The sequence below is a fragment of the Streptomyces sp. NPDC037013 genome, from assembly GCF_055607265.1.
In genome coordinates, this window is the sequence record NZ_JBVJRV010000007.1 from 225,716 (window position 1) to 248,571 (window position 22,856).

18 protein-coding genes are annotated in these 22,856 nt (G+C 71.7%); 7 read left to right on the forward strand and 11 right to left on the reverse strand.

Annotation, left to right across the window (positions count from 1 at the left end):
• Positions 1-29 precede the first annotated feature (29 nt).
• The 5 genes from ACZ7DY_RS26445 to nirB form a co-directional block, all read right to left on the reverse strand.
• Complete coding sequence (locus tag ACZ7DY_RS26445; RefSeq protein ID WP_471139094.1) at positions 30-272, reverse strand: hypothetical protein; 243 nt, start codon at positions 270-272, stop codon at positions 30-32.
• Between the two features lie 49 nt (positions 273-321).
• On the reverse strand, positions 322-1,143 hold the full coding sequence (gene pflA, locus ACZ7DY_RS26450) for a pyruvate formate-lyase-activating protein (protein WP_471139096.1): 822 nt from the start codon (positions 1,141-1,143) through the stop codon (positions 322-324).
• A gap of 114 nt (positions 1,144-1,257) precedes the next feature.
• Complete coding sequence (gene pflB / locus ACZ7DY_RS26455; protein ID WP_471139099.1) at positions 1,258-3,528, reverse strand: formate C-acetyltransferase; 2,271 nt, start codon at positions 3,526-3,528, stop codon at positions 1,258-1,260.
• Between the two features lie 306 nt (positions 3,529-3,834).
• On the reverse strand, positions 3,835-5,268 hold the full coding sequence (locus ACZ7DY_RS26460; RefSeq protein WP_471139101.1) for a NarK family nitrate/nitrite MFS transporter: 1,434 nt from the start codon (positions 5,266-5,268) through the stop codon (positions 3,835-3,837).
• A gap of 165 nt (positions 5,269-5,433) precedes the next feature.
• Positions 5,434-8,211 carry a nitrite reductase large subunit NirB gene (gene nirB, locus ACZ7DY_RS26465; RefSeq protein ID WP_471139103.1) on the reverse strand — a complete coding sequence of 926 codons (2,778 nt, stop codon included), beginning with the start codon at positions 8,209-8,211 and terminating at the stop codon, positions 5,434-5,436.
• Between the two features lie 503 nt (positions 8,212-8,714).
• Between nirB and ACZ7DY_RS26470 the strand changes: the two genes are divergently transcribed.
• From ACZ7DY_RS26470 to ACZ7DY_RS26490, 5 genes are all read left to right on the forward strand, one after another.
• Positions 8,715-9,509 carry a sirohydrochlorin chelatase gene (locus tag ACZ7DY_RS26470; RefSeq protein ID WP_471139106.1) on the forward strand — a complete coding sequence of 265 codons (795 nt, stop codon included), beginning with the start codon at positions 8,715-8,717 and terminating at the stop codon, positions 9,507-9,509.
• Between the two features lie 31 nt (positions 9,510-9,540).
• On the forward strand, positions 9,541-10,767 hold the full coding sequence (locus ACZ7DY_RS26475) for a low temperature requirement protein A (protein ID WP_471139109.1): 1,227 nt from the start codon (positions 9,541-9,543) through the stop codon (positions 10,765-10,767).
• Positions 10,768-10,817: 50 nt separating this feature from the next.
• A complete protein-coding gene (locus tag ACZ7DY_RS26480) occupies positions 10,818-11,954 on the forward strand; it encodes a P1 family peptidase (protein WP_471139111.1) in 1,137 nt (378 codons plus the stop codon).
• 206 nt (positions 11,955-12,160) lie between these two features.
• Complete coding sequence (locus tag ACZ7DY_RS26485) at positions 12,161-13,336, forward strand: L,D-transpeptidase (RefSeq protein ID WP_471139899.1); 1,176 nt, start codon at positions 12,161-12,163, stop codon at positions 13,334-13,336.
• A gap of 173 nt (positions 13,337-13,509) precedes the next feature.
• Positions 13,510-14,292, forward strand: a complete 783-nt coding sequence (locus tag ACZ7DY_RS26490) for a DUF6227 family protein (RefSeq protein ID WP_471139114.1) — start codon at positions 13,510-13,512, stop codon at positions 14,290-14,292.
• 52 nt (positions 14,293-14,344) lie between these two features.
• Here the strand turns inward: ACZ7DY_RS26490 and ACZ7DY_RS26495 are convergent, their stop codons facing one another.
• The 4 genes from ACZ7DY_RS26495 to ACZ7DY_RS26510 all read right to left on the reverse strand — a co-directional run bounded on the left by ACZ7DY_RS26495 (position 14,345) and on the right by ACZ7DY_RS26510 (position 18,601).
• Entirely contained in the window at positions 14,345-14,599 is a 255-nt protein-coding gene (locus ACZ7DY_RS26495; RefSeq protein ID WP_471139117.1) for a hypothetical protein, read from the reverse strand.
• 87 nt (positions 14,600-14,686) lie between these two features.
• Positions 14,687-16,801, reverse strand: coding sequence for a PTS fructose transporter subunit IIABC (locus tag ACZ7DY_RS26500; protein WP_471139120.1), 2,115 nt, complete (start codon positions 16,799-16,801; stop codon positions 14,687-14,689).
• 64 nt (positions 16,802-16,865) lie between these two features.
• A complete protein-coding gene (gene pfkB / locus ACZ7DY_RS26505; protein WP_471139901.1) occupies positions 16,866-17,813 on the reverse strand; it encodes a 1-phosphofructokinase in 948 nt (315 codons plus the stop codon).
• A 26-nt stretch (positions 17,814-17,839) separates the two neighbouring features.
• Positions 17,840-18,601, reverse strand: coding sequence for a DeoR/GlpR family DNA-binding transcription regulator (locus ACZ7DY_RS26510; RefSeq protein WP_471139904.1), 762 nt, complete (start codon positions 18,599-18,601; stop codon positions 17,840-17,842).
• Between the two features lie 164 nt (positions 18,602-18,765).
• Between ACZ7DY_RS26510 and ACZ7DY_RS26515 the strand changes: the two genes are divergently transcribed.
• Complete coding sequence (locus ACZ7DY_RS26515) at positions 18,766-18,954, forward strand: hypothetical protein (protein WP_471139122.1); 189 nt, start codon at positions 18,766-18,768, stop codon at positions 18,952-18,954.
• Positions 18,955-18,997: 43 nt separating this feature from the next.
• Here the strand turns inward: ACZ7DY_RS26515 and ACZ7DY_RS26520 are convergent, their stop codons facing one another.
• Positions 18,998-20,581 carry an MFS transporter gene (locus ACZ7DY_RS26520; RefSeq protein ID WP_471139124.1) on the reverse strand — a complete coding sequence of 528 codons (1,584 nt, stop codon included), beginning with the start codon at positions 20,579-20,581 and terminating at the stop codon, positions 18,998-19,000.
• Positions 20,582-20,644: 63 nt separating this feature from the next.
• Here ACZ7DY_RS26520 and ACZ7DY_RS26525 point away from each other — a divergent pair, with 63 nt between their 5' ends.
• Positions 20,645-21,667 (forward strand): helix-turn-helix transcriptional regulator, encoded by a 1,023-nt coding sequence (locus ACZ7DY_RS26525; protein ID WP_471139127.1) that lies wholly within the window; start codon positions 20,645-20,647, stop codon positions 21,665-21,667.
• Here ACZ7DY_RS26525 and ACZ7DY_RS26530 read toward each other — a convergent pair.
• Entirely contained in the window at positions 21,664-22,662 is a 999-nt protein-coding gene (locus tag ACZ7DY_RS26530) for a sigma-70 family RNA polymerase sigma factor (protein ID WP_471139130.1), read from the reverse strand. The genes ACZ7DY_RS26525 and ACZ7DY_RS26530 overlap by 4 nt on opposite strands.
• Positions 22,663-22,856 lie beyond the last annotated feature (194 nt).

Here is a 22,856-nt window from a genome sequence, read left to right on the forward strand (position 1 = left end):
CGGGCCCCGGCGCGGGCGGCCGCGTGGGCTCAGATGTGGTGGGGCGGCTTCTCGTCGAGGAAGCGCCCGAGGTCGGCGGCGCTGTCCCGGCCGGCCTCGGTCCGCTCACCCCACCCTCGGTCCGTATCGTCCGAAGACTGCTGCGACAGCGGGTCGTCGAAGATCAGGCCGTTCCCCGGCTGCTTCCTCGGGGCTTTCGGAGCCGCTTTCGGGGTCTTCGAGGTCTTCGGCTCTTCCGGATCTCGCGGTTCGGGGGCGGGGGCGGTGCTCATGTTCCCAGGGTACGCCGGGGGCGCGGCCGGCTCCCGCGAGCGGTTCGTCTCAGACGGCCGTGAGGCCCTGAGCGGCGAAGATCTCCTTGGCCTCGACCACCTGGCCCGGGGTCGGCGAGGGGGTGTCGCGCAGGGTGAAGTCCTTGCCGAGCGCGTCCCACTTCGCCTCGCCCAGCTTGTGGAAGGGCAGCACGTCGACGCGCGAGACGTTGCCGAGCGAGGCGGCGAAGCGGGCGACGCCCTCGATGTTGGCCGGGTCGTCGGTCACTCCGGGGACGAGGACGAAGCGCACCCAGGTCTCCTGGCCGAGGCCGGCGAGGCGGTGGGCGAAGTCGAGGGTGGGGCGCAGGGGGCGTCCGGTGACCTTCTGGTACGTCTCGGGGTTCCAGGACTTGATGTCGAGCAGGACCAGGTCGACGTCGCGGAGCAGGGCGTCGGTGGCGCGTGCGCCGAGGAAGCCGGACGTGTCCAGGGCGGTGTGCAGGCCCAGCTCGTGCTTGAGGCGGTGCAGGAGTTCGCCGGTGAAGACGGGCTGCAGGAGGGGCTCGCCGCCGCTGATGGTGGCCCCTCCCCCGGCGGCGGAGATGAACCGGGTGTACTTCGCGGCCTCCGCGATCACGTCGTCCGCCGTGGTCCGCTTGCCGTCGCGCATCCGCCAGGTGTCGGGGTTGTGGCAGTACAGGCAGGTCAGCGGGCATCCGGCGAGGAAGGTGACGAAGCGCGACCCGGGCCCGTCCACACCGGTCGACAGGTCCCAGGAGTGGACCGAGCCGGTGACGGGCCGGTGGGTGGCGGCCGCGGCGGGGGTGGCCGCGTCCTCATCGCCCCCGCGGGGGCGGACGGGGATGTCGGTACCGAGCAGGACAGCCATGGCGGAACTCCCGAACTCCTGGCAGGACATGGTGTGCGCGACGCCCGGGGCCGAGGTGAGGGCCCGGCCCCGGGGCCGCGGTTCGTGGGCGGCCCCCCGGAGGGGGCCGGTGGCTCAGAGCGAGCCGTGGAAGGTGCGGTTGATGACGTCGAGCTGCTGGTCGCGGGTGAGCCGGATGAAGTTGACCGCGTATCCGGAGACCCGGATCGTCAGCTGCGGGTAGTTCTCCGGGTGCTCCATGGCGTCCTCCAGGGTCGCCTTGTCGAGCACGTTGACGTTCATGTGGAAGCCGTCGCTCGCCATGAAGCCGTCCAGGACGCCGGCGAGGTTCGCGATCCGCTCCTCGGGGGTGCGGCCGAGCGCGTCGGGCGTGATGGTGTTGGTCAGCGAGATGCCGTCCTCGGCGTCGTCGTAGTCGAGCTTGGCGACCGACATGGCCGAGGCGATGTAGCCGTGCTCGTCGCGGCCGTTCATCGGGTTGGCCCCGGGGGCGAACGGCTCGCCCGCGCGACGCCCGTCGGGGGTGTTGCCGGTCTTCTTGCCGTAGACGACGTTCGAGGTGATGGTCAGCACCGACTGGGTGTGCACCGCGTCGCGGTAGGTGGGGTGCTTGCGCACCTTCTCCATGAAGTCGTGCACGATGCGCCGGGCGATGTCGTCGGCGCGCTCGTCGTTGTTGCCGTAGGCGGGGTAGTCGCCCTCGATCTCGTAGTCGACGGCCAGGCCCGTCTCGTCGCGGATCACCTTCACCTTGGCGTGCTTGATCGCCGAGAGGGAGTCGGCGGCGACCGAGAGGCCCGCGATGCCGCACGCCATGGTGCGCAGGATCTCCTGGTCGTGCAGCGCCATCTCGATGCGCTCGTAGGCGTACTTGTCGTGCATGTAGTGGATGACGTTGAGCGCGTGGACGTACGTCTTGGCCAGCCAGTCGAGCATCGCGTCGTACCGGCGCACGACGGTGGCGTAGTCCAGGTACTCGTCCTCGATGGGCGTGAAGCCCTCGACGATGGTCTTGCCGGACTTCTCGTCGCGGCCGCCGTTGATCGCGTAGAGGAGCGCCTTGGCGACGTTCACGCGGGCGCCGAAGAACTGCATCTGCTTGCCGACGGCCATGGCGGAGACGCAGCAGGCGATCGCGGTGTCGTCGCCGTACTTGGGCCGCATCAGCTCGTCGGACTCGAACTGGATGGCCGAGGTGTCGATGGCGACCTTGGCGGCGAACTCCTTGAACCCCTGGGGCAGTCGCCGCGACCAGAAGACCGTGAGGTTCGGCTCGGGGGCGGGGCCGAGGTTGTAGAGGGTCTGCAGGGCGCGGAAGGTGGTGCGCGAGACCAGCGGGCGGCCGTCCTCGCCTATGCCGGCCATCGACCAGGTGACCCAGGTCGGGTCGCCGGAGAAGCCCTCGTTGTACTCGGGGGTGCGCAGGAAGCGGACGATGCGGAGCTTGATGACGAAGTCGTCGATGAACTCCTGTGCCTCGGTCTCGGTGATGCGGCCCGCCTCGATGTCGCGTTGCAGGTAGATGTCGAGGAAGTTGTCGATGCGGCCGATCGACATGGCCGCGCCGTTCTGCTCCTTCACGGCGGCGAGGTAGGCGAAGTACAGCCACTGGATGGCCTCTCGGCCGGTGGTGGCGGGCCGCGAGATGTCGTAGCCGTACGACATCGCCATGGCCTTCAGCTCGCCCAGGGCCTTGATCTGCTCGGAGATCTCCTCGCGGCCCCGGATGACGTCCTCGGTCGCCCACTGTGCGGCGAGGGCGGCCTTGTCGGCCTCCTTCGCGGCGATGAGGCGGTCGACGCCGTAGAGGGCGACGCGGCGGTAGTCGCCGATGATGCGGCCGCGGCCGTAGGCGTCGGGCAGGCCGGTGATGATGCCGGAGGAGCGGCAGGCGCGGATCTCGGGCGTGTAGGCGTCGAAGACGCCTTCGTTGTGGGTCTTGCGCAGGTGGGTGTAGATGTTCCTGACCTCGGGGTCGGCCTCGAAGCCATAGGCGTTGAGTGCGCCCTCGACCATCCGCCAGCCGCCGTTGGGCATGATGGCGCGCTTGAGCGGGGCGTCGGTCTGCAGGCCGACGATCAGGTCCTTGTGGTCGGCGGCGGTGCCGTCGACGTAGCCCGGCCTGAAGGCGTCGATGCGCGAGGGGGTCTTCACGTCCACGTCGTGGATGCCGCGCTCGATCTCCGTGGGGAACATCGAAAGGAGCTTCTGCCAGACCTGGCCGGTGCGTTCGGTCGGGCCGGCCAGGAAGGAGTCGTCGCCTTCGTAGGGGGTGTAGTTCTGCTGCACGAAGTCGCGGACGTCGATGGCGTCCCGCCACAGACCGCCCTTGAAGCCTTCCCAGGCCTCGCCGTTCACTGTCGTTTCCGCAGGAGTGGCAGTCATCGTCCGCACCTTCCGTATCGCTTCTTCGCTACGCCTCCATTCCACTCCTCATTGCTCGCCCGGCGGGCCCGCAATGGTCCTCGATCAGGGACCAGAAGTCCCTTTCCTCTGCAAGAAAAGCCGACCACACCCACTCCCACCTGCGGTTTCTCTGAGGACTTTGGACCCAAGTTCGCTTGTGAAAGCATTCACAAGAATTTCGGCGAAATCTCGTGGTACGGGACGTGCGGGTCCGAAAAAAGAGGGTGGGCCGAGTGCTCCCACACTCGGCCCACCCGGACCGTGCCGCTCACGCCTTTCGGGGCGTCAGCTGGGCGACTCCGCGCCCTTGCGGGCGTAGAACCACCAGGCGACCGCGATGCAGCTGACGTAGAAGGCCACGAAGCCCCACATCGCGCTGGTGACCGCGAAGTTGGCGAACATCGCCGGGATGAAGAAGAAGCCGTATGCCGCGATGGCGGAGGTGAAGCCGGTGACGGCGCCCGCCTCCATCTCCGACTGCTTCAGCGCCTTCGCGTACTCGGGCGTGCCCTCGGTCAGGCCCTTCAGGTGCTGGTTGCGGAAGATCACCGGGATCTGGCGGAACGTGGAGCCGTTGCCGATGCCCGAGAAGAAGAACGCGCACAGGAAGCAGGCGAAGAAGCCCCAGAAGTTGCCGTTGTCGCCGCCGGCGGGCAGGAAGTTGATGACACCGACGATCGACAGCGCCATGCCGACGAACGAGATGATGGTGACCCGCGCCCCGCCGATCTTGTCGGCGATCCAGCCGCCGGCCCAGCGGGCGAGCGCGCCCACGGCCGGGCCCATCCAGGCGTAGGTGGCCGCGGAGTAGGCCGCGTCGATCGGGGTGAACGTGGTCTTGATGAGCATCGGCAGGGCGGCGGCGAAGCCGATGAAGGAGCCGAACGTACCGACGTAGAGCCAGGTCATCAGCCAGTTGTGCTTGCGCTTGAAGATGATCTTCTGCTGGCTGAACGGGGTGGAGGCGACCTTGAGGTCGTTCTGGCCGAACCAGGCGATGGCGGCCAGGATCACCAGCACCGGCACCCAGAGGAACGCGGCGTTCTGCAGCCAGACCGAGGAGCCGTCGGCCTTGTGCTGGGCCGAGCCGACCGCGATGACCGAGCTGGTGATGACGATCGGGGTGAGCAGCTGGACGACGGAGACGCCGAGGTTGCCGAGGCCGCCGTTGATGCCGGTGGCGTTGCCCTTGTCCTTCTTGGGGAAGAAGAAGCCGATGTTGGCGAGGGACGAGGCGAAGTTGGCGCCGCCGATGCCGCAGAGGGCCGCGATGGCGATCATCACGCCGTACGAGGTGTCCGGGTCCTGGACGGCGATGCCGAGCCAGATCAGCGGGATGACCAGCACGATCGTGGAGAGCGCGGTGAACCGGCGCTGGCCGATCATCGGGCCGAGGAAGGTGTAGAGGACCCGGGCCGTGCCGCCCGTGAGCCCCGGCACGGCCGTCAGCCAGAACAGCTGGGAGGTCGAGAAGCCGAAGCCGACGTCCTTGAGGTTGGTCGCCGTGACCGACCACACCTGCCAGACCACGAAGGCGACCAGCAGGGCGGGGACCGCGATCCACAGGTTGCGGGCCGCCACCTTCCGGCCGGTGGACTTCCAGAAGAGCTCGTTCTCCGGCTCCCAGTCGGTGATGGTCTTCCCCGGGCGGTACTGCGCGGGGTCGTACGAGGTGCCCGTGGGCGCGCTCCGCGTCGCTTGGGCGGCAGGCGATGTCATGTTGGTTCCCGATTCGCTCAGGGTCCCGACCTTGCTACGGGGCCTGACGTATCCACGATCACCCGCGGGGCGCCGTGGAAGCAGAGGCCTTGGGCACGTCCTGACCAGGCCAAAGAGCGGGAAGGTGCCGGGACTTCGGACCCCGGGCCGCCGGCACCCGCGCGCTCAGAGCTCGTGCACCGGTCCGGCCGCCCGCACCGAATGGACCGGCAGGGCGACCGACGGGTCGTCCAGGCACTCGCCGGTGCGCAGGTCGAACTCCTGCTTGTGCATCGGCGAGGCGACCACGGGGCGGCCGTCGCGGGTGCCGAGGATGCCGTGGGCGATCACGTCGGCACCGGAGAAGGGATCGCGGTTGCCGACGGCGTAGACCCGGCCGGCGATGTCCTTGAAGAGGGCGGCCTCCGTGCCGTCGGGCAGGACCGCCGCCCGGCCGCGGCCCGGCTCCAGGAATTCGGGCGAGGGCTGCGCGAGGTGCCGTTCGAAACGCGCGAGGGCCCGCGGGTCCTCCAGGACGGCCCGCCACTCGTCCCGGTACGCCGCGGCATGCCGGTCCATCTGGGCCTCCAGTTCGGCGCAGATGCCCAGCGAGTCGTCGATCAGGACCGAGGTGAGGTGGTCGAGGCCACCGATGCGCTCGAACCACGGGGCGGTGCGCTCCAGCCGCTCGCCGGTGCGCAGGTAGTACATGAGGAAGCGGTCGACGAGACGGAAGAGCTCGGCGGTGGAGAGGTCGGCGGCGAGGAGGTCGGCGTGGCGGGGGCGGGCGCCACCGTTGCCGCAGACGTAGAGGTTCCAGCCGTTGGCCGTGGCGATGACGCCGATGTCCTTGCCGCGGGCCTCGGCGCACTCGCGCAGACAGCCCGAGACACCGCCCTTGATCTTGTGCGGGGTGCGCAGGCCGCGGTAGCGCAGCTCCAGGTCGATCGCGAGCCGTACGGAGTCGCCCTGCCCGAACCGGCAGAACCGGGCGCCCACACAGGACTTCACCGTCCGCAGGGACTTGCCGTAGGCGTGCCCGGATTCGAGGCCCGCGTCGACCAGCCGGCGCCAGATCGCCGGGAGTTGTTCGGCGCGGGCGCCGAAGAGGTCGATGCGCTGACCACCGGTGATCTTCGTGTAGAGGCCGAAGTCGCGGGCGACCTCGCCGATCGTGATGAGCTGGGCGGGGGTGATCTCGCCGCCGGGGACGCGCGGGACGACGGAGTAGGTGCCGTCTTTCTGGAGGTTGGCGAGGAAGAGGTCGTTGGAGTCCTGGAGGGCGGCCTGTTCGCCGTCGAGGACGTGGCGCAGGCCGAGTTCGGGGGCGAGGGTGCCGAGGACGTTGGCGACGACGGGCTTGCAGACGGCGCAGCCCTCGCCGCCCAGGCCGTGGGCGGCCATCAGCTCGGTGAAGGAGCGGATGTGTTCGGTGCGGACCCTCTCGTAGATCTCGGCGCGGGAGAGCGCGAAGTGTTCGCACAGGCCCTTGGCCTGCTCGATCCCGGCGGCGGCGAGTTCCGCGTCGAGCACGGTCCGGAGGGTGGCGAGGCAGCCCCCGCAGCCTGTCCCGGCCTTGGTGCACCGCTTGATGCCGCCGATGTCGGTGAGGGAGTTCTCGGCAACAGCGGCGCGCACGGCCCCTTTGGTGACGTTGTGGCAGCTGCAGACGACGGCGTCGTCGGGCAGGGCGTCGGCACCGGGGAGTTCGACGGCGGTGGCGGGCAGGACGTAGGCCTGCGGGGGCGCGGGCAGGGGACGGCCCGCGTGCGGCCGCAGGGTGCCGTACGCCTCGGCGTCGCCGACGAGGATGCCGCCGAGCAGCTGGCCCTCCGGCCCCAGCAGCAGCTTCTTGTAGACGCCTTCGCGGGTGTCGGAGAAGACGACGGAGACGGCGCCGCCTTCCTCACCCTCGGGCGCGAAGGGGTCGCCGAAGGACGCGACGTCGGCGCCCAGCAGTTTCAGCTTGGTGGAGGTGTCGGCTCCGGTGAAGACCGCGGTGCCGTTCCCCGCGAGGGCGTCCGCGGCGGCCTCGGCCATCTGGTAGCCGGGGGCGACCAGACCGTAGACGCGCCCGTCGGCACCCTGGGCGCACTCGCCGATCGCGTAGATGTACGGGTCGGTGGTGCGGCAGTGTTCGTCGACGACGACACCGCCCCGGTCGCCCACCGCGAGCCCGGCCTCACGGGCGAGGCGGTCCCGGGGACGTACGCCCGCGGAGAAGACCACGACATCGGCGTCGAGGGTGCGGCCGTCGCTCAGGGTCAGCGCGCGGACGGCCCCGCCGTCGTCCGTCTCGACCCGGCTCGCCCCGACCCCGGTGTGCACGGCGACACCCATGGACTCGATGGTGGCGCGCAGTGCCGCCGCGCCGCCGTCGTCGACCTGGAGGGGCATCAGGCGGGGTGCGAACTCGACGATGTGGGTGCGCAGTCCGAGGGTGCGCAGGGCGCCGGCCGCCTCCAGGCCGAGGAGTCCGCCACCGATGACGACGCCGGTGGTGCGGTCCTCTCCGGCGGCGTAGGTGGTGAGGGTCTCGACGTCGTACAGGGTGCGGTAGGTGAAGCAGCCGGGGACGTCGGCGCCCTCGATGGGCGGCACGAAGGGATAGGAGCCGGTGGCGATGACCAGGGCGTCGTAGCGGAGGGTGGCGCCGGAGGTCGTCGTGACCGTGCGCGCCGCGGTGTCGATGTGTTCGGCGGGGTCGCCGAGGCGCAGGTCGATGCCGTGGCGGGTGAGGAACTCCGCGTCGCAGAGGGAGAGTTTGTCGGCGGTGGTGCCGGTGAACGCGGAGGAGAGGTGGACGCGGTCGTAGGCGGGCCTGTCCTCCTCCGCGACCACGACCACCTGCCAGCCGGGGCCGCCGGGCGCTGCGGGATCGGCGAGGGCGCCGCGCTCGGCGAGTACCTCCAAGAGGCGGTGACCCACCATTCCGTGGCCGATGAGCACCAGGGTCTGGTTCATGGGGGCACACTCCGTCGTTTGGGGTGGGTGGAGAGGGCGAGGGTGGGGGTGAGGGTGAGGAGAACGGGGGTGGCTGAGGGGGCTGAAGTGGCTGGGCGTGTCCCTTTGACCGTAGGCCTGCGCGGGCCCTGCGCCGGGCGGAGAAAGGCCCGACCGAGCGGGCCCAACGGCCCCTCGGGTCAGGGCTTTTGGCGGCGCGGGCGCGGCCCGCGCGGGCGTAGCGTCATGGCTGACGGGCTGCTCCCCGACCAAGTGCGCAGCCCGGCGCGATGCGGTCTCCGGGGCGGGAGTGCGGCGACACCACTGTCCCGCCCCGGGTCCACTCGCGACGACCTACGGGGCGCTGGGGCGCCGGGGCGCGTTCCTGAGTTCCCCCGGCGCTGCGGTTCTCCGTACTCAGGCGACGAACGGGGTGGACAGTGCGGGCAGCTCGACCGATGGGAACAGCTCGGCCGACGTGGGCCGCTCGGCCGGCCGGAGCGGCGCCGGAGGGCCCGCCCCTCGTGCTCGCCGTGCACGGCAGCGCCCTGCCCGGGGCGGACGGCACCCTGCGCCGGCTCCGCGACCAGGTCGAGGGGCTCGCCGGAGTGCGTCCCGTCATCGGCCACCTCGGTCACCGCGCCCCTCTCCTCGCCGACGTGCTCACCGGGGGCGCCGTCGTCGTCCCTCTCCTCCTCGGCGACGGCTATCACCGGACCGTCGACATCCCCGCCGTCGTCGAGGGACACGGCTGCGCGGTCGCCCGGAGCCTCGGCGAGGACCCCGCCATCGCACTGGCCCTGCGCGACCGGCTGCACGAGATCGAGTGGCGCGCGGAGGTCCGGGCCGACGCCGTGGTGCTCGCCGCCGCCGGGTCGTCGCGGCCCGGGGGCAATGACGGGGCGCTCACCGCCGCCCGCCGACTGGGGCTCCTGCTGGGCGGGGTCCCGGTGCGCACCGCGTACTGCTCGGCCACCGGGCCCACCGGACCCACTGGACCCACCGTCCCCGAAGCCGTGGCGTCCCTGCGGGCCGCCGGGTATCGGAGGGTGGTCGTGGCCGCGCATCTGCTCGCCCCGGGCCGGTTCACGGCGGCGCTGGCCCGCGCCGGGGCCGACGCGGTGACCGAGCCCCTCGCGGACCACGCGCGGGTGGCGGGACTCGTCGTGCGACGGTACGAGGCGGCGGCGCGACGGGCCGGGGCGGCGGTACGACAGGGCGGGGCGGCGGCCGGGGAGCGTGGCGCGATTACGTACCCGCCCCTCGTCCCTGTGCGGCGGCCGGGTGTCCCTGCCGCTCCTTCCGGCGCCGCAGCCTGACCCGGCGCTCGCATTCTGATGTCCTGAGGGGATGACGACCTCTCCCCCCTCCCCCGCATCTTCCCCTTCCCCTCCCCCCTCCGCCTCCGCCGCACCCGCCGCCAAGCCCCTCCGTCCCCTCCTCGCCCGCGGGCGTGACGAGGAGCACCGGGCCGCGACGCCGCTGGAGCTCTTCTTCGACCTGTGTTTCGTCGTCGCGGTCGCGCAGGCCGGCGCCGAGCTGGTGCACGCCGTCGCCGAGGGGCACGCGGGCGAGGGCATCCTCAATTACGCGATGGTTTTCTTCGCGCTGTTCTGGGCGTGGGTCAACTTCTCGTGGTTCGCGTCGGCGTACGACAACGACGACGCGCTGTACCGCGTGGTCACGCTGATCCAGATCGCCGGTGTCCTTGTCTTCGCCGCCGGAGTCTCCAAGGCCTTCGGGGAACACGACTTCCTGCTGATCTGGCTCGGCTATCTGATCATGCGGATCGCCCTCTCCTCGCAGTGGCTGCGGGTCGCCAGGGCGGCGACGGGCGCCGAGCGCGGCACGGCCCTGCGGTACGCGATCGGGGTCCTGGTCTGCCAGATCGGCTGGTCGGGGCTGCTGTTCCTGCCGGAGGACGCACGGCTCTGGCTCTTCCTCGCGATGGCGGTCGCGGAGATGTGCGTGCCGGTGATCGCGGAGCGGGCGTACACGACGGCCTGGCACCCGCACCACATCTCCGAGCGGTACGGCCTGTTCACCATCATCGTGCTCGGCGAGACCATCGCGGCGGCCACCGTCGCCGTGAAGTCGGGCGTCGAGGAGAACGACGCGCTGGGCGAGTTGCTGCCCATCGCCGCGGGGGGCCTCCTCATCGTCTTCGCCGCCTGGTGGATCTACTTCGTCGTCCCCATCCACGGCCGCCTCCGCAGTAACCGCCAGGCCTTTCTGTGGGGTTACGGCCATTACGTGATCCTCGGCTCGGCCGCCGCGGTCGGCGCCGGGATCGAGGTCGCCGTCGAGCAGGCCGTCGGCAAGGCGCACCTCTCGACGGCGGCGGCGTCCGCCGCGGTGACCGTGCCGACCGCGCTCTACCTCATCACCGTGTGGGCGCTCCACTCCCGCTACTACAAGGTGGGGCTGGCCCAACAACTGGTGTTGCCGGTCAGTGCGTTGGCCGTGCTGGCCAGTACGTTCGCGGGGCGCTGGGCGGTGCTCGTGGCGGGGATCGTGACGACGGTGACGGTCGCGACGGGGGTGACGCTCACCGCCCGCATGGCCCGCCGCGCGTGACTGTCCGCATGGCCCGCCCCGCGTGACCGCCGCCGTGGTACGCCTTCCTCATGACCTCTGACGGCGCGCCCTCGGACCCCACCCCCCACACCCCCACACCCACCGACCCCACCTCCGCCAACCCCGCCTCCCACCCCACCCCACCCGGCTCCCTGACCGATGTCGCCGGGCTGCGGGTCGGTCACGCCACGCTGGTCGGCGACGGGCTGCTCACCGGGACCACCGTGGTCCTCGCGCCCGAGGGCGGTGCGGTCGCCGCCGTGGACGTACGCGGCGGCGGGCCCGGCACCCGCGAGACGGACGCCCTCGACCCGCGCAATCTGGTGGGGCGCGTCGAGGCGGTCGTCCTCACCGGCGGCAGCGCGTACGGCCTGGACTCCGCGTCCGGTGTCGTGGCGTGGCTGGCGGAGCGGCACCGGGGCGTACGCGTCGGCCCCGACCCCTCCCACGTCGTCCCCGTCGTCCCCGCCGCCTGCGTCTTCGACCTGGGCAGGGGCGGCGACTTCGCGGCGCGGCCCGACGCGGCGACCGGCCGGGCGGCCGTGGAGGCGGCGGCGCGCACAGCACCGTTCACGCCCGTCGAGGAGGGCGGCGTCGGCGCGGGGACCGGCGCGGTGGTGGGCAGGTTCAAGGGCGGGGTGGGCAGCGCGAGCCTCCGCCTCGACTCGGGGATCACGGTCGCCGCGCTGGTCGTGGCGAACGCGGCGGGCTCCGCGGTGGATCCGGCGACCGGCGTGCTCTACGGGCGTTACTTCGAGGGGCGGCGGGTGAGTTATCCGGCGCCGGAGGTCCACGAGGAGGCGGGGCGGCGCCTGGCCGAGGCCGCCATGCGGAACGGTCCGCCGCCCCTGAACACCACCCTGGCCGTCGTGGCGACCGACGCCGAACTCACCAAGGCCCAGGCCCAGAAGCTGGCCGGCACGTCGCACGACGGCATGGCGCGCGCGGTGCGGCCCGTCCATCTCCTCAACGACGGCGACACGGTCTTCGCCCTCGCCACCGGGGAACACGCCCTGGCCCCCGGCGACCCCCTGGCCCTCAACGAGATCCTCGCCGCGGGCGCGGACCTGGTGACGGCCGCGATCGTGCGGGCGATGTCGGCGGCGAACTCGGTCTCGACGCCGGGCGGCACGTTCCCCGCGTATGCCGACCTCTACGAGGAGCGGCAGGAAAAGCAGACGCAGTAGAACCAAAGGGGCAATTCGCCTCCGTGGCGCTTCTGTTGGAGGCTCTGTTGGGCCCCTGCGGGCTTTCAAATGTGCCCACACTCACACCGGTCGGCGGGAACCTCTGGGCGCATCGGGCCGCTCTTTACTCGTACTGGGATCAGAACACGTACTTGGAGCAGCCCGTGACAAGGTCGGTCATAGTCAACCCCCGGCGCCGCGCCCTGATGGCGGCCACCGCGCTCGCCGCCGTGGGCGCGCTGACGCTGACTGCCTGCGGTGGGGACGCGGACGCCAAGGGCGACAAGAAGAGTGACAGTGCGGCGGCCAAGGGCGCCGACATCACCATCTCGTCGAAGGACGGCGCCACCGACGCCTCGATCAACGCCACCGGCGTCAAGGTCAAGAACGGCAAGCTGACGAGCGTGAAGATGACGTCGGTGACGTCCGGCGCCGCGGTCGAGGGCACCATCTCCGCCGACGGGACCAGCTGGAAGCCCAAGTCCCAGCTGGAGCGCGGCACGAAGTACAAGGTGACCGCCAACGCCAAGGACGCCAAGGGCAACGCGGCGACCGAGAACGCCACGTTCACCACGGTCTCCTCGGCCAACAGCTTCATCGGCACCTACACGCCCGACGGCGGCACCACGGTCGGCGTCGGCATGCCGGTCTCCTTCAACTTCGACAAGGCGATCACGGAGAAGAAGGACGTCCAGTCGCACATCACGGTGACGTCCAGCAGCGGCCAGAAAGTCGTCGGGCACTGGTTCGGCAACCAGCGCCTGGACTTCCGGCCCGAGGAGTACTGGAAGGCCGGCTCGAAGGTCACGATGAAGATCAACCTGGACGGCGTGAAGGGCGCGAACGGCGCCACCGGCGTGCAGAACAAGACGGTCACCTTCACCGTCGGCCGCGCGCAGGTCTCCACCGTCGACGTCCAGGCGAAGAAGATGACGGTCGAGCGGGACGGCAAGGTCATCAAGACCGTCCCGATCTCCGCGGGCAGCCCGTCGAACCCGACGTACAACGGCAAGATGGTCATCTCGGAGAAGTTCACCCAGACCCGGATGAACGGTGACACGGTGGGCTTCGGTGGGGAGTACGACATCAAGGACGTGCCGCACGCCATGCGGCTCTCCTCGTCGGGCACCTTCATCCACGGCAACTACTGGGGTTCGCCGTCCATCTTCGGCAGCGCCAACACCAGCCACGGCTGCGTCGGCCTCCAGGACGCGCGCGGCGCCGGCGACCCGAACACCCAGGGCGCCTGGTTCTACAACAACTCCCTGATCGGCGACGTCGTGACGGTCAAGGGCTCCCCCGACAAGACCATCGCCCCCGACAACGGCCTGAACGGCTGGAACATGTCCTGGAGCGAGTGGACGGCGGGCAGCGCGAGCTGATCCTCCGGCCGCGCACGGGCCCTCCCGGAGAGGGCCCGCCACCCCCCAACAGGGCGAGCCACGTGGGAACTTCCCGCGTGGCTCGCGCGTTTTCCGGTTCAGGGACATGATGTCGGACCCAGGGGCTACGGTATGCACTCACCAGGTGACATGTAGCAACGCCGGGAGAAGCCTTGAGCGTTCCGTACGACACCGCGTACGAGCCACCCGAGTCGCCCGAACCACACTCCCCGGAGGAGCATCTCGAGCGACTGCTCGGCCGCGCCGTCAACTCCTTCGAGCTGCCGGACGAGGTGGTGGCGCGCCTCGACTCCGCCCTCGCCCACGACAGTTCGCTGCACTCCGCACACCACAGCTCGGGCCTGCACCGCGAGACGTACAGACACACCTGGCTGCTCGCCGACGCGTCCGTGCTCACGCTCTGGGAGCTCGTCCACAACACCGCGCCGGGCAGCGCCCCGACCCATGAGGTCTACGCCGACGAGGAGGAGGCGGGCGTCGCCACCTCGCGGCTGCCGCTGCCGCCCGACGCGCCCGCGTGCGGCCGCCCCGTCGTGCTCGACCTGCCGGCCGGCTCCGGCTCCCGCCACGCGTATGCCCCGGACGACTCCGCGGACCACGCGCGCCGCCTCCTGCGCCGCGCGGAGAACCCCGACGGCGACCGCCCCGGGCCGCGCGTCGAGCGCCTGCTGCGCGCGGCGTTCGCGCACCAGATCACCCAGGCCTTCGGCCGCCCCTGCCTCACCGGCGAGTTACGCATGTGCTTCTCGCTCTACGAGCACGCGTTCCTGCTCTTCGACGGCGGCGAGACCAGCCTGTGGGAGGTGGAGCACACCCTCACGCCCGACGGCCGGCACATGTGCGAGGTGTACGACAGCGAGGAGGCGGCCCGCGCCGCGATGGAGCGCAGGGCCCAGGAGTGGACGCGGAGCCGGGGCAGCCGGGCCCAGGGCTGAGCGCGAGGGGCGCGGGGGCGCGAGGGGCGGCAGGGGACGCGGGAGGCCCGCGTCAGGAACGTCCGTCGCCGAACTGCCGTACGAGACCGGCGAAGGCGTCCCGCTCGTCCGGCGTGAGCTCCACGGTCTCCGCGCGCGGCGGACCCTGCTGGGCCGGCAGCGCGCTCAGCGGCTGCGCCTGGTGCCACCGCTCGACCGCGAAGCGGTCCCTGCGCATCACCCGCACCAGGCCGACGGCCCAGACCACGGTAGCCACGGCGAGCACGGCCACGCCTATCTGCTGAACGATCGATACATCCCGGAGCATGCGGCCCAGTAGACAACAGGGGCGGGGTCTTCCGACAGGGGAGATCAGGACCAAGGTCCCGAAGTGACGCAAGTCGCACACTCCGGATTAGACCCCTGCCGAAGCCCACTTCCCGCCCGATACGTCCGGTACATCCGATACATCCGTCACCGGAGCACCCGTACCCGTACCTGTGCCCGCACCCGCGTCCACTCCTCCGGGCGCCGTCTTCCTCGCCCCCTTGAGCAGGACGACCACGACCGTCGAGACGCTGACGCCCGCGGCGATCGCGACCAGGTAGAGGAGCGGCTGGCCGATCAGCGGGACCACGAAGACACCGCCGTGCGGGGCGCGCAGGGTGCAGCCGAAGGCCATCGACAGGGCGCCGGTGACCGCGCCGCCCGCCATGGACGCGGGGATGACGCGCAGCGGATCGGCCGCCGCGAAGGGGATCGCGCCCTCCGTGATGAAGGAGGCGCCGAGGAACCAGGCCGCCTTGCCGTTCTCCCGCTCGGTCCTGGTGAACAGGCGTCCGCGGACCGTCGTGGCGAGCGCCATGGCGAGCGGCGGCACCATGCCCGCCGCCATCGTCGCGGCCATCACCTTCAGGGAGCCGTCGGTCGGGTGGGCGAGGCCGCCGACCGCGAAGGCGTAGGCCACCTTGTTGAGCGGACCGCCGAGGTCGAAGCACATCATCAGGCCGAGGATGACGCCGAGGATGATCGCGTTGGCCCCGGAGAGGCCTTCCAGCCAGTCGGTCAGCGCGTTCTGCAGGGAGGCGATGGGCTTGCCGACGACGAGGAACATCAGGAAGCCGACGACCGCCGATGAGATCAGCGGGATCACCACCACCGGCATGATGCCGCGCAGCACGGCCGGGATGCGGACCCGCTGGATCCCCATGACGACGGCGCCCGCGAGCAGACCGGCGGCCAGGCCGCCGAGGAAGCCCGCCTCGATGGTGACGGCGACCGAACCGCCGACGAAACCGGGGACCAGACCGGGCCGGTCGGCCATCCCGTAGGCGATGTAGCCGGCGAGGACGGGGACGAGGAAGGCGAAGGCGAGCCCGCCGGTCTGGAAGAGCAGCGCGGCCCAGCTGGTGTGGTCCGCCCAGACGAAGTGCTCGGCGACGGACGGCGCCTTGTCGATCTTCCAGCCGCCGATGGCGAAGCCGAGGGCGATCAGCAGACCGCCGGCGGCGACGAACGGGACCATGTAACTGACGCCGGACATCAGCCACTTGCGGAGCTTGGTGCCGTAGCCGTCCTCGCTGTCCCCGGCCTTGTCGACCGGGGTGGGGCCGGTGGGGGCGGTGGTCTCGCCGCGCGCGGCCTTCTCGCGTACCTCCGCGATGAGTTCGGCCGGGCGGTTGATGCCCGCCTTCACGCCCACGTCGACGGTGGGCTTGCCCGCGAAGCGGGTCTTGTCGCGTACGGGGACGTCATGGGCGAAGATCACCGCGTCCGCGGCCGCGATGACCGCCGGGTCGAGCCGGTCGAAGCCGGCGGAGCCCTGCGTCTCGACCGTCAGCTCCACGCCTGCCGCACGGGCCGCATTCTCGAGCGACTCGGCGGCCATGTAGGTGTGGGCGATACCGGTGGGGCAGGAGGTGACGGCGACGACGCGGAACGGCCCGGCACCGTCCGGACCGGCAACTTCCGGACCGGCCCCGCCGGCGGCGGGTTCGCCGGTACGGGCCTCGTCGGCGACCGCTTCACCGGTGCGGTTCTCGTCGGCGTCGTCCTCGGTGGCGGTGTCCTCGGCACCGGCCTCCTCGTCGCCGCGGATCAGGGCCGCCGCCTCCGCCGCCGTGCCGGCCGACCGCAGGGCCCCGGTGAACTCCGCGTCCATCAACTGCCGTGCCAGCGACGAGAGGATCGTCAGATGGGCGTCGTCCGCGCCCGCCGGTGCCGCGATCAGGAAGATCAGGTCGGCGGGGCCGTCCGGCGCCCCGAAGTCGATGCCGCGTGCCGAGCGGCCGAAGGCGAGGGTCGGCTCGGTGACGTGCGCGCTGCGGCAGTGGGGGATGCCGATGCCGCCGTCCAGGCCGGTCGGCATCTGCGCCTCACGGGCCGCCACGTCGGCCAGGAACCCCTCCAGGTCGCTCACGCGGCCGAGGGCCACCATGCGCCCGGCGAGCGAGCGGGCCGCGGCTTCCTTGGTCTCTGCGGACAGGTCGAGTTCGAGGTCGACCAGGTCCGCGGTGATCATCTCGGTCATCGCGGGCTCCTTCGCACGCGTATCGCCCGGCGGGCGGGGGCTGGGGGGACGGGGCGGGACGGCTTCATGCGGCGGGCTCCGTGAGGACGCGGTCCAGCGGTACGTCGGCCGTGACGGTGACCGCGTCCGGCACGAGGTCCGCCGGGGCCGGCATCACGCTGCCGGGCAGCTGGACGGCGGCCGCGCCGTGCGCGACGGCCGAGGCGAGCGCGCGGGGCCCGGCGCCGCCGGCGATCAAAAAGCCGGCGAGGGAGGAGTCGCCGGCGCCGACGTTGCTGCGCACGGCATCGACGGGGGCGCTCGCGAAACAGGCGCCCGTCGCGTCGACCAGGAGCTGGCCGTCCGCGCCGAGGCTGGCGAGGACGGCGCGGGCACCGGCGGCCCGGAGCTCCTCCGCGGCCTTGACCGCGTCACCGACCGTCGCGAGGGGGCGGCCCACGGCCCCGGCGAGTTCCTCGGCGTTGGGCTTGACGACGTCGGGGCGTTCGGCGAGCGCGGCGAGCAGGGCGGGGCCCGAGGTGTCGAGGGCGATCCGGGCGCCCGCGGCGTGCGCGCGGGCCACCAGCTCCGCGTACCAGGAGGGGTGCAGGCCGCGCGGGAGGCTGCCGCAGCAGGCGATCCAGTCGGCGCCCGCGGAGTGCTCGCCGACGGCGTCGAGCAGCGACTCCCCTTCGGCGTCGGAGAGTTCAGGCCCGGCGGCGTTGATCTTCGTGAGGGTGCCGTCCGGTTCGGCGATCGCGATGTTGGAACGGGTCTGTCCGGTCACCGGCACCGGGGCGACCACGATGTCCTGCTCGTCGAGGAGCCGGGCGACCAGCGCGCCCGGCGCGCCGCCCAGCGGCAGCACGGCGACGGTCCGCACGCCCGCCGCCGCGACGGCCCGCGAGACGTTGACGCCCTTGCCGCCCGGGTCCATGCGGTCGCCGGTGGCGCGGACGACCTCGCCGCGGTCGAGCGAGGGCACCTCGTAGGTGCGGTCGAGGGAGGGGTTGGGGGTGACGGTGAGGATCATGCGCGTACCGGTCGCCGTTTCCTTGCTCATGCGCGTACTACTTCCGTGCCCGCGCGCTCGATGGCGGCGGTGTCGTCGGGGCCGAGACCCGTGTCGGTGATCAGCAGGTCCACGTCGGCGAGGTCGCCGAAGCGGGCGAAGTGCTCCTGGCCGTGCTTGGCGGAGTCGGCGAGCAGTACGACGCGGCGGGCCGCGGCGATCGCCGCGCGCTTCACGGCGGCCTCGGCGAGGTCGGGTGTGGTGAGGCCGCCGTCCGCGGAGAAGCCGTTGGCGGCGAGGAAGACGACGTCGGCGCGGATCTCCCCGTACGCCCGCAGCGCCCAGGCGTCGACGGCCGCGCGGGTGCGCCGGCGGACGCGGCCGCCGATGAGGTGGAGCTGGATGCCGGGGTGGTCGGCGAGCCGGGCGGCGATGGGCAGCCCGTGGGTGACGACGGTGAGCGTCGACTCCAGCGGAAGCCCGGCCGCGAGCCGCGCGACGGTCGAGCCCGCGTCGAGGATGACGCTGCCATCGGCGGGCAGTTCGGCGAGGGCGGCGCGGGCGATGCGGTCCTTCTCGTCGGCGGCGGTGCCCTCGCGCTCGGCGAGGTCGGGCTCGAAGTCGAGCCGTCCCGCCGGTATGGCCCCACCGTGCACGCGGCGCACGAGTCCGGCCCGGTCGAGGGCCTTCAGGTCGCGCCGGATGGTCTCGGCGGTCACCTGGAACTCCTCGGCCAGGGAGAGTACGTCGACCCTGCCGCCGTCCCGCGCCAGCCGGAGGATCTCCTGCTGCCGCTCCGGTGCGTACATGTCCGTTTGCCTCCGCCGCATGCCCGATCCTGTGGTTTCACTGGCAGAGTACGGGTGGATTTCCGCGAAGTAAACAGGTTCGGGCCCGCCTCGGACACAAACGGACTTCAGTACCGAGGAAAACGGCCCCTTGGACCCGCCCCGGGGCGGCGAAAGACCCCGCCTTGCCCTACGGCCAGGTCACCCCGTCGAGCGCGTCGAGGCAGCGCCCCGCGAGCGCCGCGGGCCCCTCGGGCCCCGCCGCCGGATCCGACCCCAGCGCCCAGGTCTCCCCCGCGACCCACACCGCCGCGCTCGCGACACCCGCCGTCCTGGAGCCCCTGGACAGCACGGCGGCCCGGGCGGAGCTCTGACGCTCCCCCCGGGCCGCGGCACCGGTCACGACTGCGTCCCCGGTCAGGGAGCCGGCACGGCCTCCCGCTCGGGGGCCTCGGGCGCCTCGAAGGACTTCGAGGGCTCCGAGGCCGAGCCCACCGGCTCGTCGTCCTGCGCGGCGGGCTCGTCCCCGCCGCCCTCCAGGTGCTGCCGCGGCTTCGCAGGCAGCGCGAACATCAGCAGGAAGATGACGACGAGGACACCGGTCACCCACCACAGCGCGTTCTGGAAGCCGTCCGCGAACTCCGCGGGGATGCGGTCCGGCGCGACCCGGTCGTCGATCACGCCGAAGAACGCCACCGACACCAGGCCGAGGCCGAGCGCGTTGCCCATCTGCTGCACGGTGTTGATGAGGCCGGAGGCCGAACCGGCGTGCTCCTTCGGGACGTCCGAGAGGACGGCGTCGGTGATCGGGGCCACGATCAGGCCCATGCCCGCGCCCATCACCACGAGCGGCAGCGCCATCTGCCAGGACGTGATGTCCGCGCCGTACCGGTCGCTCTCCCAGATGTAGACGAGGACGCCCGCGGCCATCGTCAGCGCGCCGGCCTGCAGCACCTTGCGGCCGAAGCGGGGCACGAGCTGCTGCACGGAGATGCCCGCCGCCACGGAGACGGCGATGGAGAACGGCACCCCGGTGACGCCGGCGTGCAGCGCGGTCCAGCCGAGGCCGACCTGCATGTAGAGGGTCCAGACGAGGAAGAAGATGCCGAGCGCGACACCGAAGACGGTCTGCACCGCGATGCCCGCCGCGAAGCTCTTCACCTTGAACAGCGAAAGCTCCACGAGCGGCGAACCGTCCTTGGCGGCCTTCCGCCTCTCGTACGCGACGAGCGCGCCGAAGACGACGAAGGCGCCGGCCATCATGACGTAACCCCACACCGGCCAGTCCAGCTCGCGGCCGCGGGTGAGCGGGTAGAGCAGCATGAGCAGGCCGAGCGTGACCAGGACGACCCCGACGAGGTCGAGCCTGAGGGCCCTCGGCGCCTTCGACTCGGTGATGAACTTGCGGCCGAGCAGCAGACCCGCGATGCCCACCGGCAGGTTGATGAGGAAGATCGGCCGCCACTCCAGGCCGAAGAGGTTCCACTCGGTGAGCAGCGCGCCCAGCAGCGGCCCGGAGACCGCGCCGAGGCCGACGACCATGCCGAAGAGGCCGAAGACCTTGCCGCGCTCGTGCGCCGGGAACGTGGCGTGCACGATCGAGAGGACCTGCGGCACCATCAGCGAGGCCATGGCGCCCTGCAGGATGCGCGAGGCGACCAGCATCTCCGGGTTGGCCGCGAAGCCGCAGAGCGCGGAGGCGATGGTGAACCCGGTGATGCCTATCAGGAAGAGCCGCTTGCGGCCGTGGATGTCGCCGAGCCGTCCGCCCGTGATGAGGCCGGCCGCGAAGGCGAGCGCGTACCCCGCGGTGATCCACTGGATCTGGCTGTAGCTGGCGCCTTCGTTGCGCTGGATGGACGGGATCGCGATGTTCACGATCGTGACGTCGACGAGGTCCATGAAGGCGGCCGTCATCACGATGGCCAGGGCGAACCAGCGCCGCCGGTCGCCGGCGGCCACCGGTGTCCCGGGTACGGAAGAGGTGCTCGGTGAAGTCATGTCCGTCAGGCTAGAGGCCATATAGGACAGCTCACGACCTAATTCTCCGGCATCCTGGTCGGCATGACGACGACGGACGGTACGGCCGCCGGCACGGACACCCCGGCCCGGCTCCTCCAGCTCCTCTCGCTCCTCCAGACCCCCCGCGAGTGGCCAGGCGCCGAGCTCTCCGAGCGGCTCGGGGTCAGCAGGCGCACGGTGCGGCGCGACATCGACCGGCTGCGGGACCTCGGCTATCCGGTGCGGGCCAGCCAGGGCGCGGCCGGCGGGTACCGCCTCATCGCGGGCAAGGCCATGCCGCCGCTGGTCCTCGACGACGAGGAGGCGGTGGCGATCGCGGTCGGCCTGCGGGCCGGGGCGGGGCACGCGGTGGAGGGCGTGGAGGAGGCGTCGGTGCGGGCGCTGGCCAAGCTGGAGCAGGTGCTGCCCGCCAGGCTGCGCCACCGGGTCTCCGCGCTGCAGATCGCGACGACGCCGCTGACCAGCGGGGACGGGGCGCGCATCGCGCCGGAGACGCTGACGGTCATGGCGTCGGCGGTGGCCGGGCACGAGCGGCTGCGGTTCGGCTACCGGGCGGGCGACGGCACGCGCTCGCGCCGGCTCACCGAGCCCTACCGGCTGGTCTCCACGGGACGGCGCTGGTACCTCGTGGCGTTCGACATCGACCGGGAGGACTGGCGGACCTTCCGGGTGGACCGGGTCAGCGAGCCCTTCGCGACGGGCGCGCGCTTCGTGCCGCGCGAGCTGCCGAACGGGGACGCGGCCGAGTTCATCCGCGACGCGATGTGGCGCGGGCGGCAGACGTACGACCTGGACGTCACCTTCGCGGCGCCCGCGTCGTTCATCACGGCCCGGCTGCCCTCGGTGGTCGGACCCGTCGAGCCGGTGGACGAGCGGCGGTGCAGGCTGCGGACGACGGCGACGGACTCCGTCGAGTGGCTCGCGGTCCGTCTCGCGGGGCTCGACTGCGACTTCACCGTGCACGGGCCGCCGGAACTCGTCGCGTGCGTGCGGAAGCTGGGCGACCGGATGTGCCGGGCGGCGCCGGCGGACGGTGCCGGGCCGACCGCCTGCGACGGCCCTTAGGCCGCCGCGTCGAAGCCGGTGTCCCTGGCGAGCTTCTTCAGTTCGAGGAGGGCGTGCTTCTCGATCTGCCGGATCCGCTCGCGGGTCAGGCCGTGCTCCTTGCCGACCTCCGTCAGCGTGCGCTCACGGCCGTCGTCGATGCCGTACCGCATCTTGATGATGGAGGCGGTGCGCTGGTCGAGGCGGCCGATCAGGCCGTCCAGCTCCTCGCTGCGCAGCAGCGAGAGGACGGACTGCTCGGGCGAGACGGCGGAGGTGTCCTCCAGGAGGTCGCCGAACTGGGTGTCGCCCTCGTCGTCCACGCCCATGTTGAGCGAGACGGGGTCGCGGGCCCAGTCCAGGACGTCCGTGACGCGCTCGGGGGTGGAGGCGAGCTCGGCGGCGATCTCGGCGGGCTCGGGGTCGCGGCCGTTCTCCCGGTTGAACTCGCGCTGCACGCGGCGGATGCGGCCAAGCTCCTCCACCAGGTGGACGGGGAGGCGGATGGTGCGGGACTGGTCGGCTATGGAGCGGGTGATGGCCTGGCGGATCCACCAGGTGGCATACGTGGAGAACTTGAAGCCCTTGGCGTAGTCGAACTTCTCCACCGCGCGCACCAGGCCCGCATTGCCCTCCTGGATGAGGTCGAGGAGGGGCAGGCCGCTGCGCGGATAGCGGCGGGCAACCGCGACGACCAGCCTGAGGTTCGACCGGATGAAGACGTCCTTGGCGCGCTCGCCGTCGGCGACGAGGGCTTCGAGCTCCTCGCGGTCGGCGGTGACCCTGCTGTCCTCGACCTCGCCGGCCAGGATCTTGCCGGCATACACCCCGGCCTCGATGACCTGGGAGAGCTCCACTTCCTTGGCGGCGTCGAGCAGAGGCGTACGCGCGATCTCGTCGAGGTACATGCCGACCAGGTCGCGGTCGGCGATCTCCCCGCCTACGGCGCGAACACTGCGTGCCGCGTCGGTCTCGCCGGAGGCGGACTTACGACGGGCGACGGCACGGGTTGCCATGCGTGCTCCCTTGCGATGTGTGCGGTATCCCCCCGGGCGGCGGCTCCGTCGCCCTTCGGGAAGGTCCTGGTCGGCCCTTGTGCGGGGCCTCTGTGGTGGATGGCACACCCTCGGGTGCCCTGCATCCGATGGAAACAACGACTGGAATCCGGACAGAATTCCCATGCCGCGCATCTTTTTTCCTGACGGTGCAG

Excerpts from the sequence above, each read along its gene's own strand:
- pflA (WP_471139096.1), bottom strand. The coding sequence starts at position 1,143 with ATGGCTGTCCTGCTCGGTACCGACATCCCCGTCCGCCCCCGCGGGGGC.
- pfkB (WP_471139901.1), bottom strand. The coding sequence starts at position 17,813 with ATGATCCTCACCGTCACCCCCAACCCCTCCCTCGACCGCACCTACGAG.
- ACZ7DY_RS26480 (WP_471139111.1), top strand. The coding sequence starts at position 10,818 with ATGACCTCTGACGGCGCGCCCTCGGACCCCACCCCCCACACCCCCACA.
- ACZ7DY_RS26510 (WP_471139904.1), bottom strand. The coding sequence starts at position 18,601 with ATGTACGCACCGGAGCGGCAGCAGGAGATCCTCCGGCTGGCGCGGGAC.
- pflB (WP_471139099.1), bottom strand. The coding sequence starts at position 3,528 with ATGACTGCCACTCCTGCGGAAACGACAGTGAACGGCGAGGCCTGGGAA.
- ACZ7DY_RS26460 (WP_471139101.1), bottom strand. The coding sequence starts at position 5,268 with ATGACATCGCCTGCCGCCCAAGCGACGCGGAGCGCGCCCACGGGCACC.
- ACZ7DY_RS26530 (WP_471139130.1), bottom strand. The coding sequence starts at position 22,662 with ATGGCAACCCGTGCCGTCGCCCGTCGTAAGTCCGCCTCCGGCGAGACC.
- ACZ7DY_RS26495 (WP_471139117.1), bottom strand. The coding sequence starts at position 14,599 with ATGCTCCGGGATGTATCGATCGTTCAGCAGATAGGCGTGGCCGTGCTC.
- ACZ7DY_RS26475 (WP_471139109.1), top strand. The coding sequence starts at position 9,541 with ATGACGACCTCTCCCCCCTCCCCCGCATCTTCCCCTTCCCCTCCCCCC.
- ACZ7DY_RS26500 (WP_471139120.1), bottom strand. The coding sequence starts at position 16,801 with ATGACCGAGATGATCACCGCGGACCTGGTCGACCTCGAACTCGACCTG.
- nirB (WP_471139103.1), bottom strand. The coding sequence starts at position 8,211 with ATGAACCAGACCCTGGTGCTCATCGGCCACGGAATGGTGGGTCACCGC.
- ACZ7DY_RS26445 (WP_471139094.1), bottom strand. The coding sequence starts at position 272 with ATGAGCACCGCCCCCGCCCCCGAACCGCGAGATCCGGAAGAGCCGAAG.
- ACZ7DY_RS26520 (WP_471139124.1), bottom strand. The coding sequence starts at position 20,581 with ATGACTTCACCGAGCACCTCTTCCGTACCCGGGACACCGGTGGCCGCC.
- ACZ7DY_RS26485 (WP_471139899.1), top strand. The coding sequence starts at position 12,161 with ATGGCGGCCACCGCGCTCGCCGCCGTGGGCGCGCTGACGCTGACTGCC.
- ACZ7DY_RS26525 (WP_471139127.1), top strand. The coding sequence starts at position 20,645 with ATGACGACGACGGACGGTACGGCCGCCGGCACGGACACCCCGGCCCGG.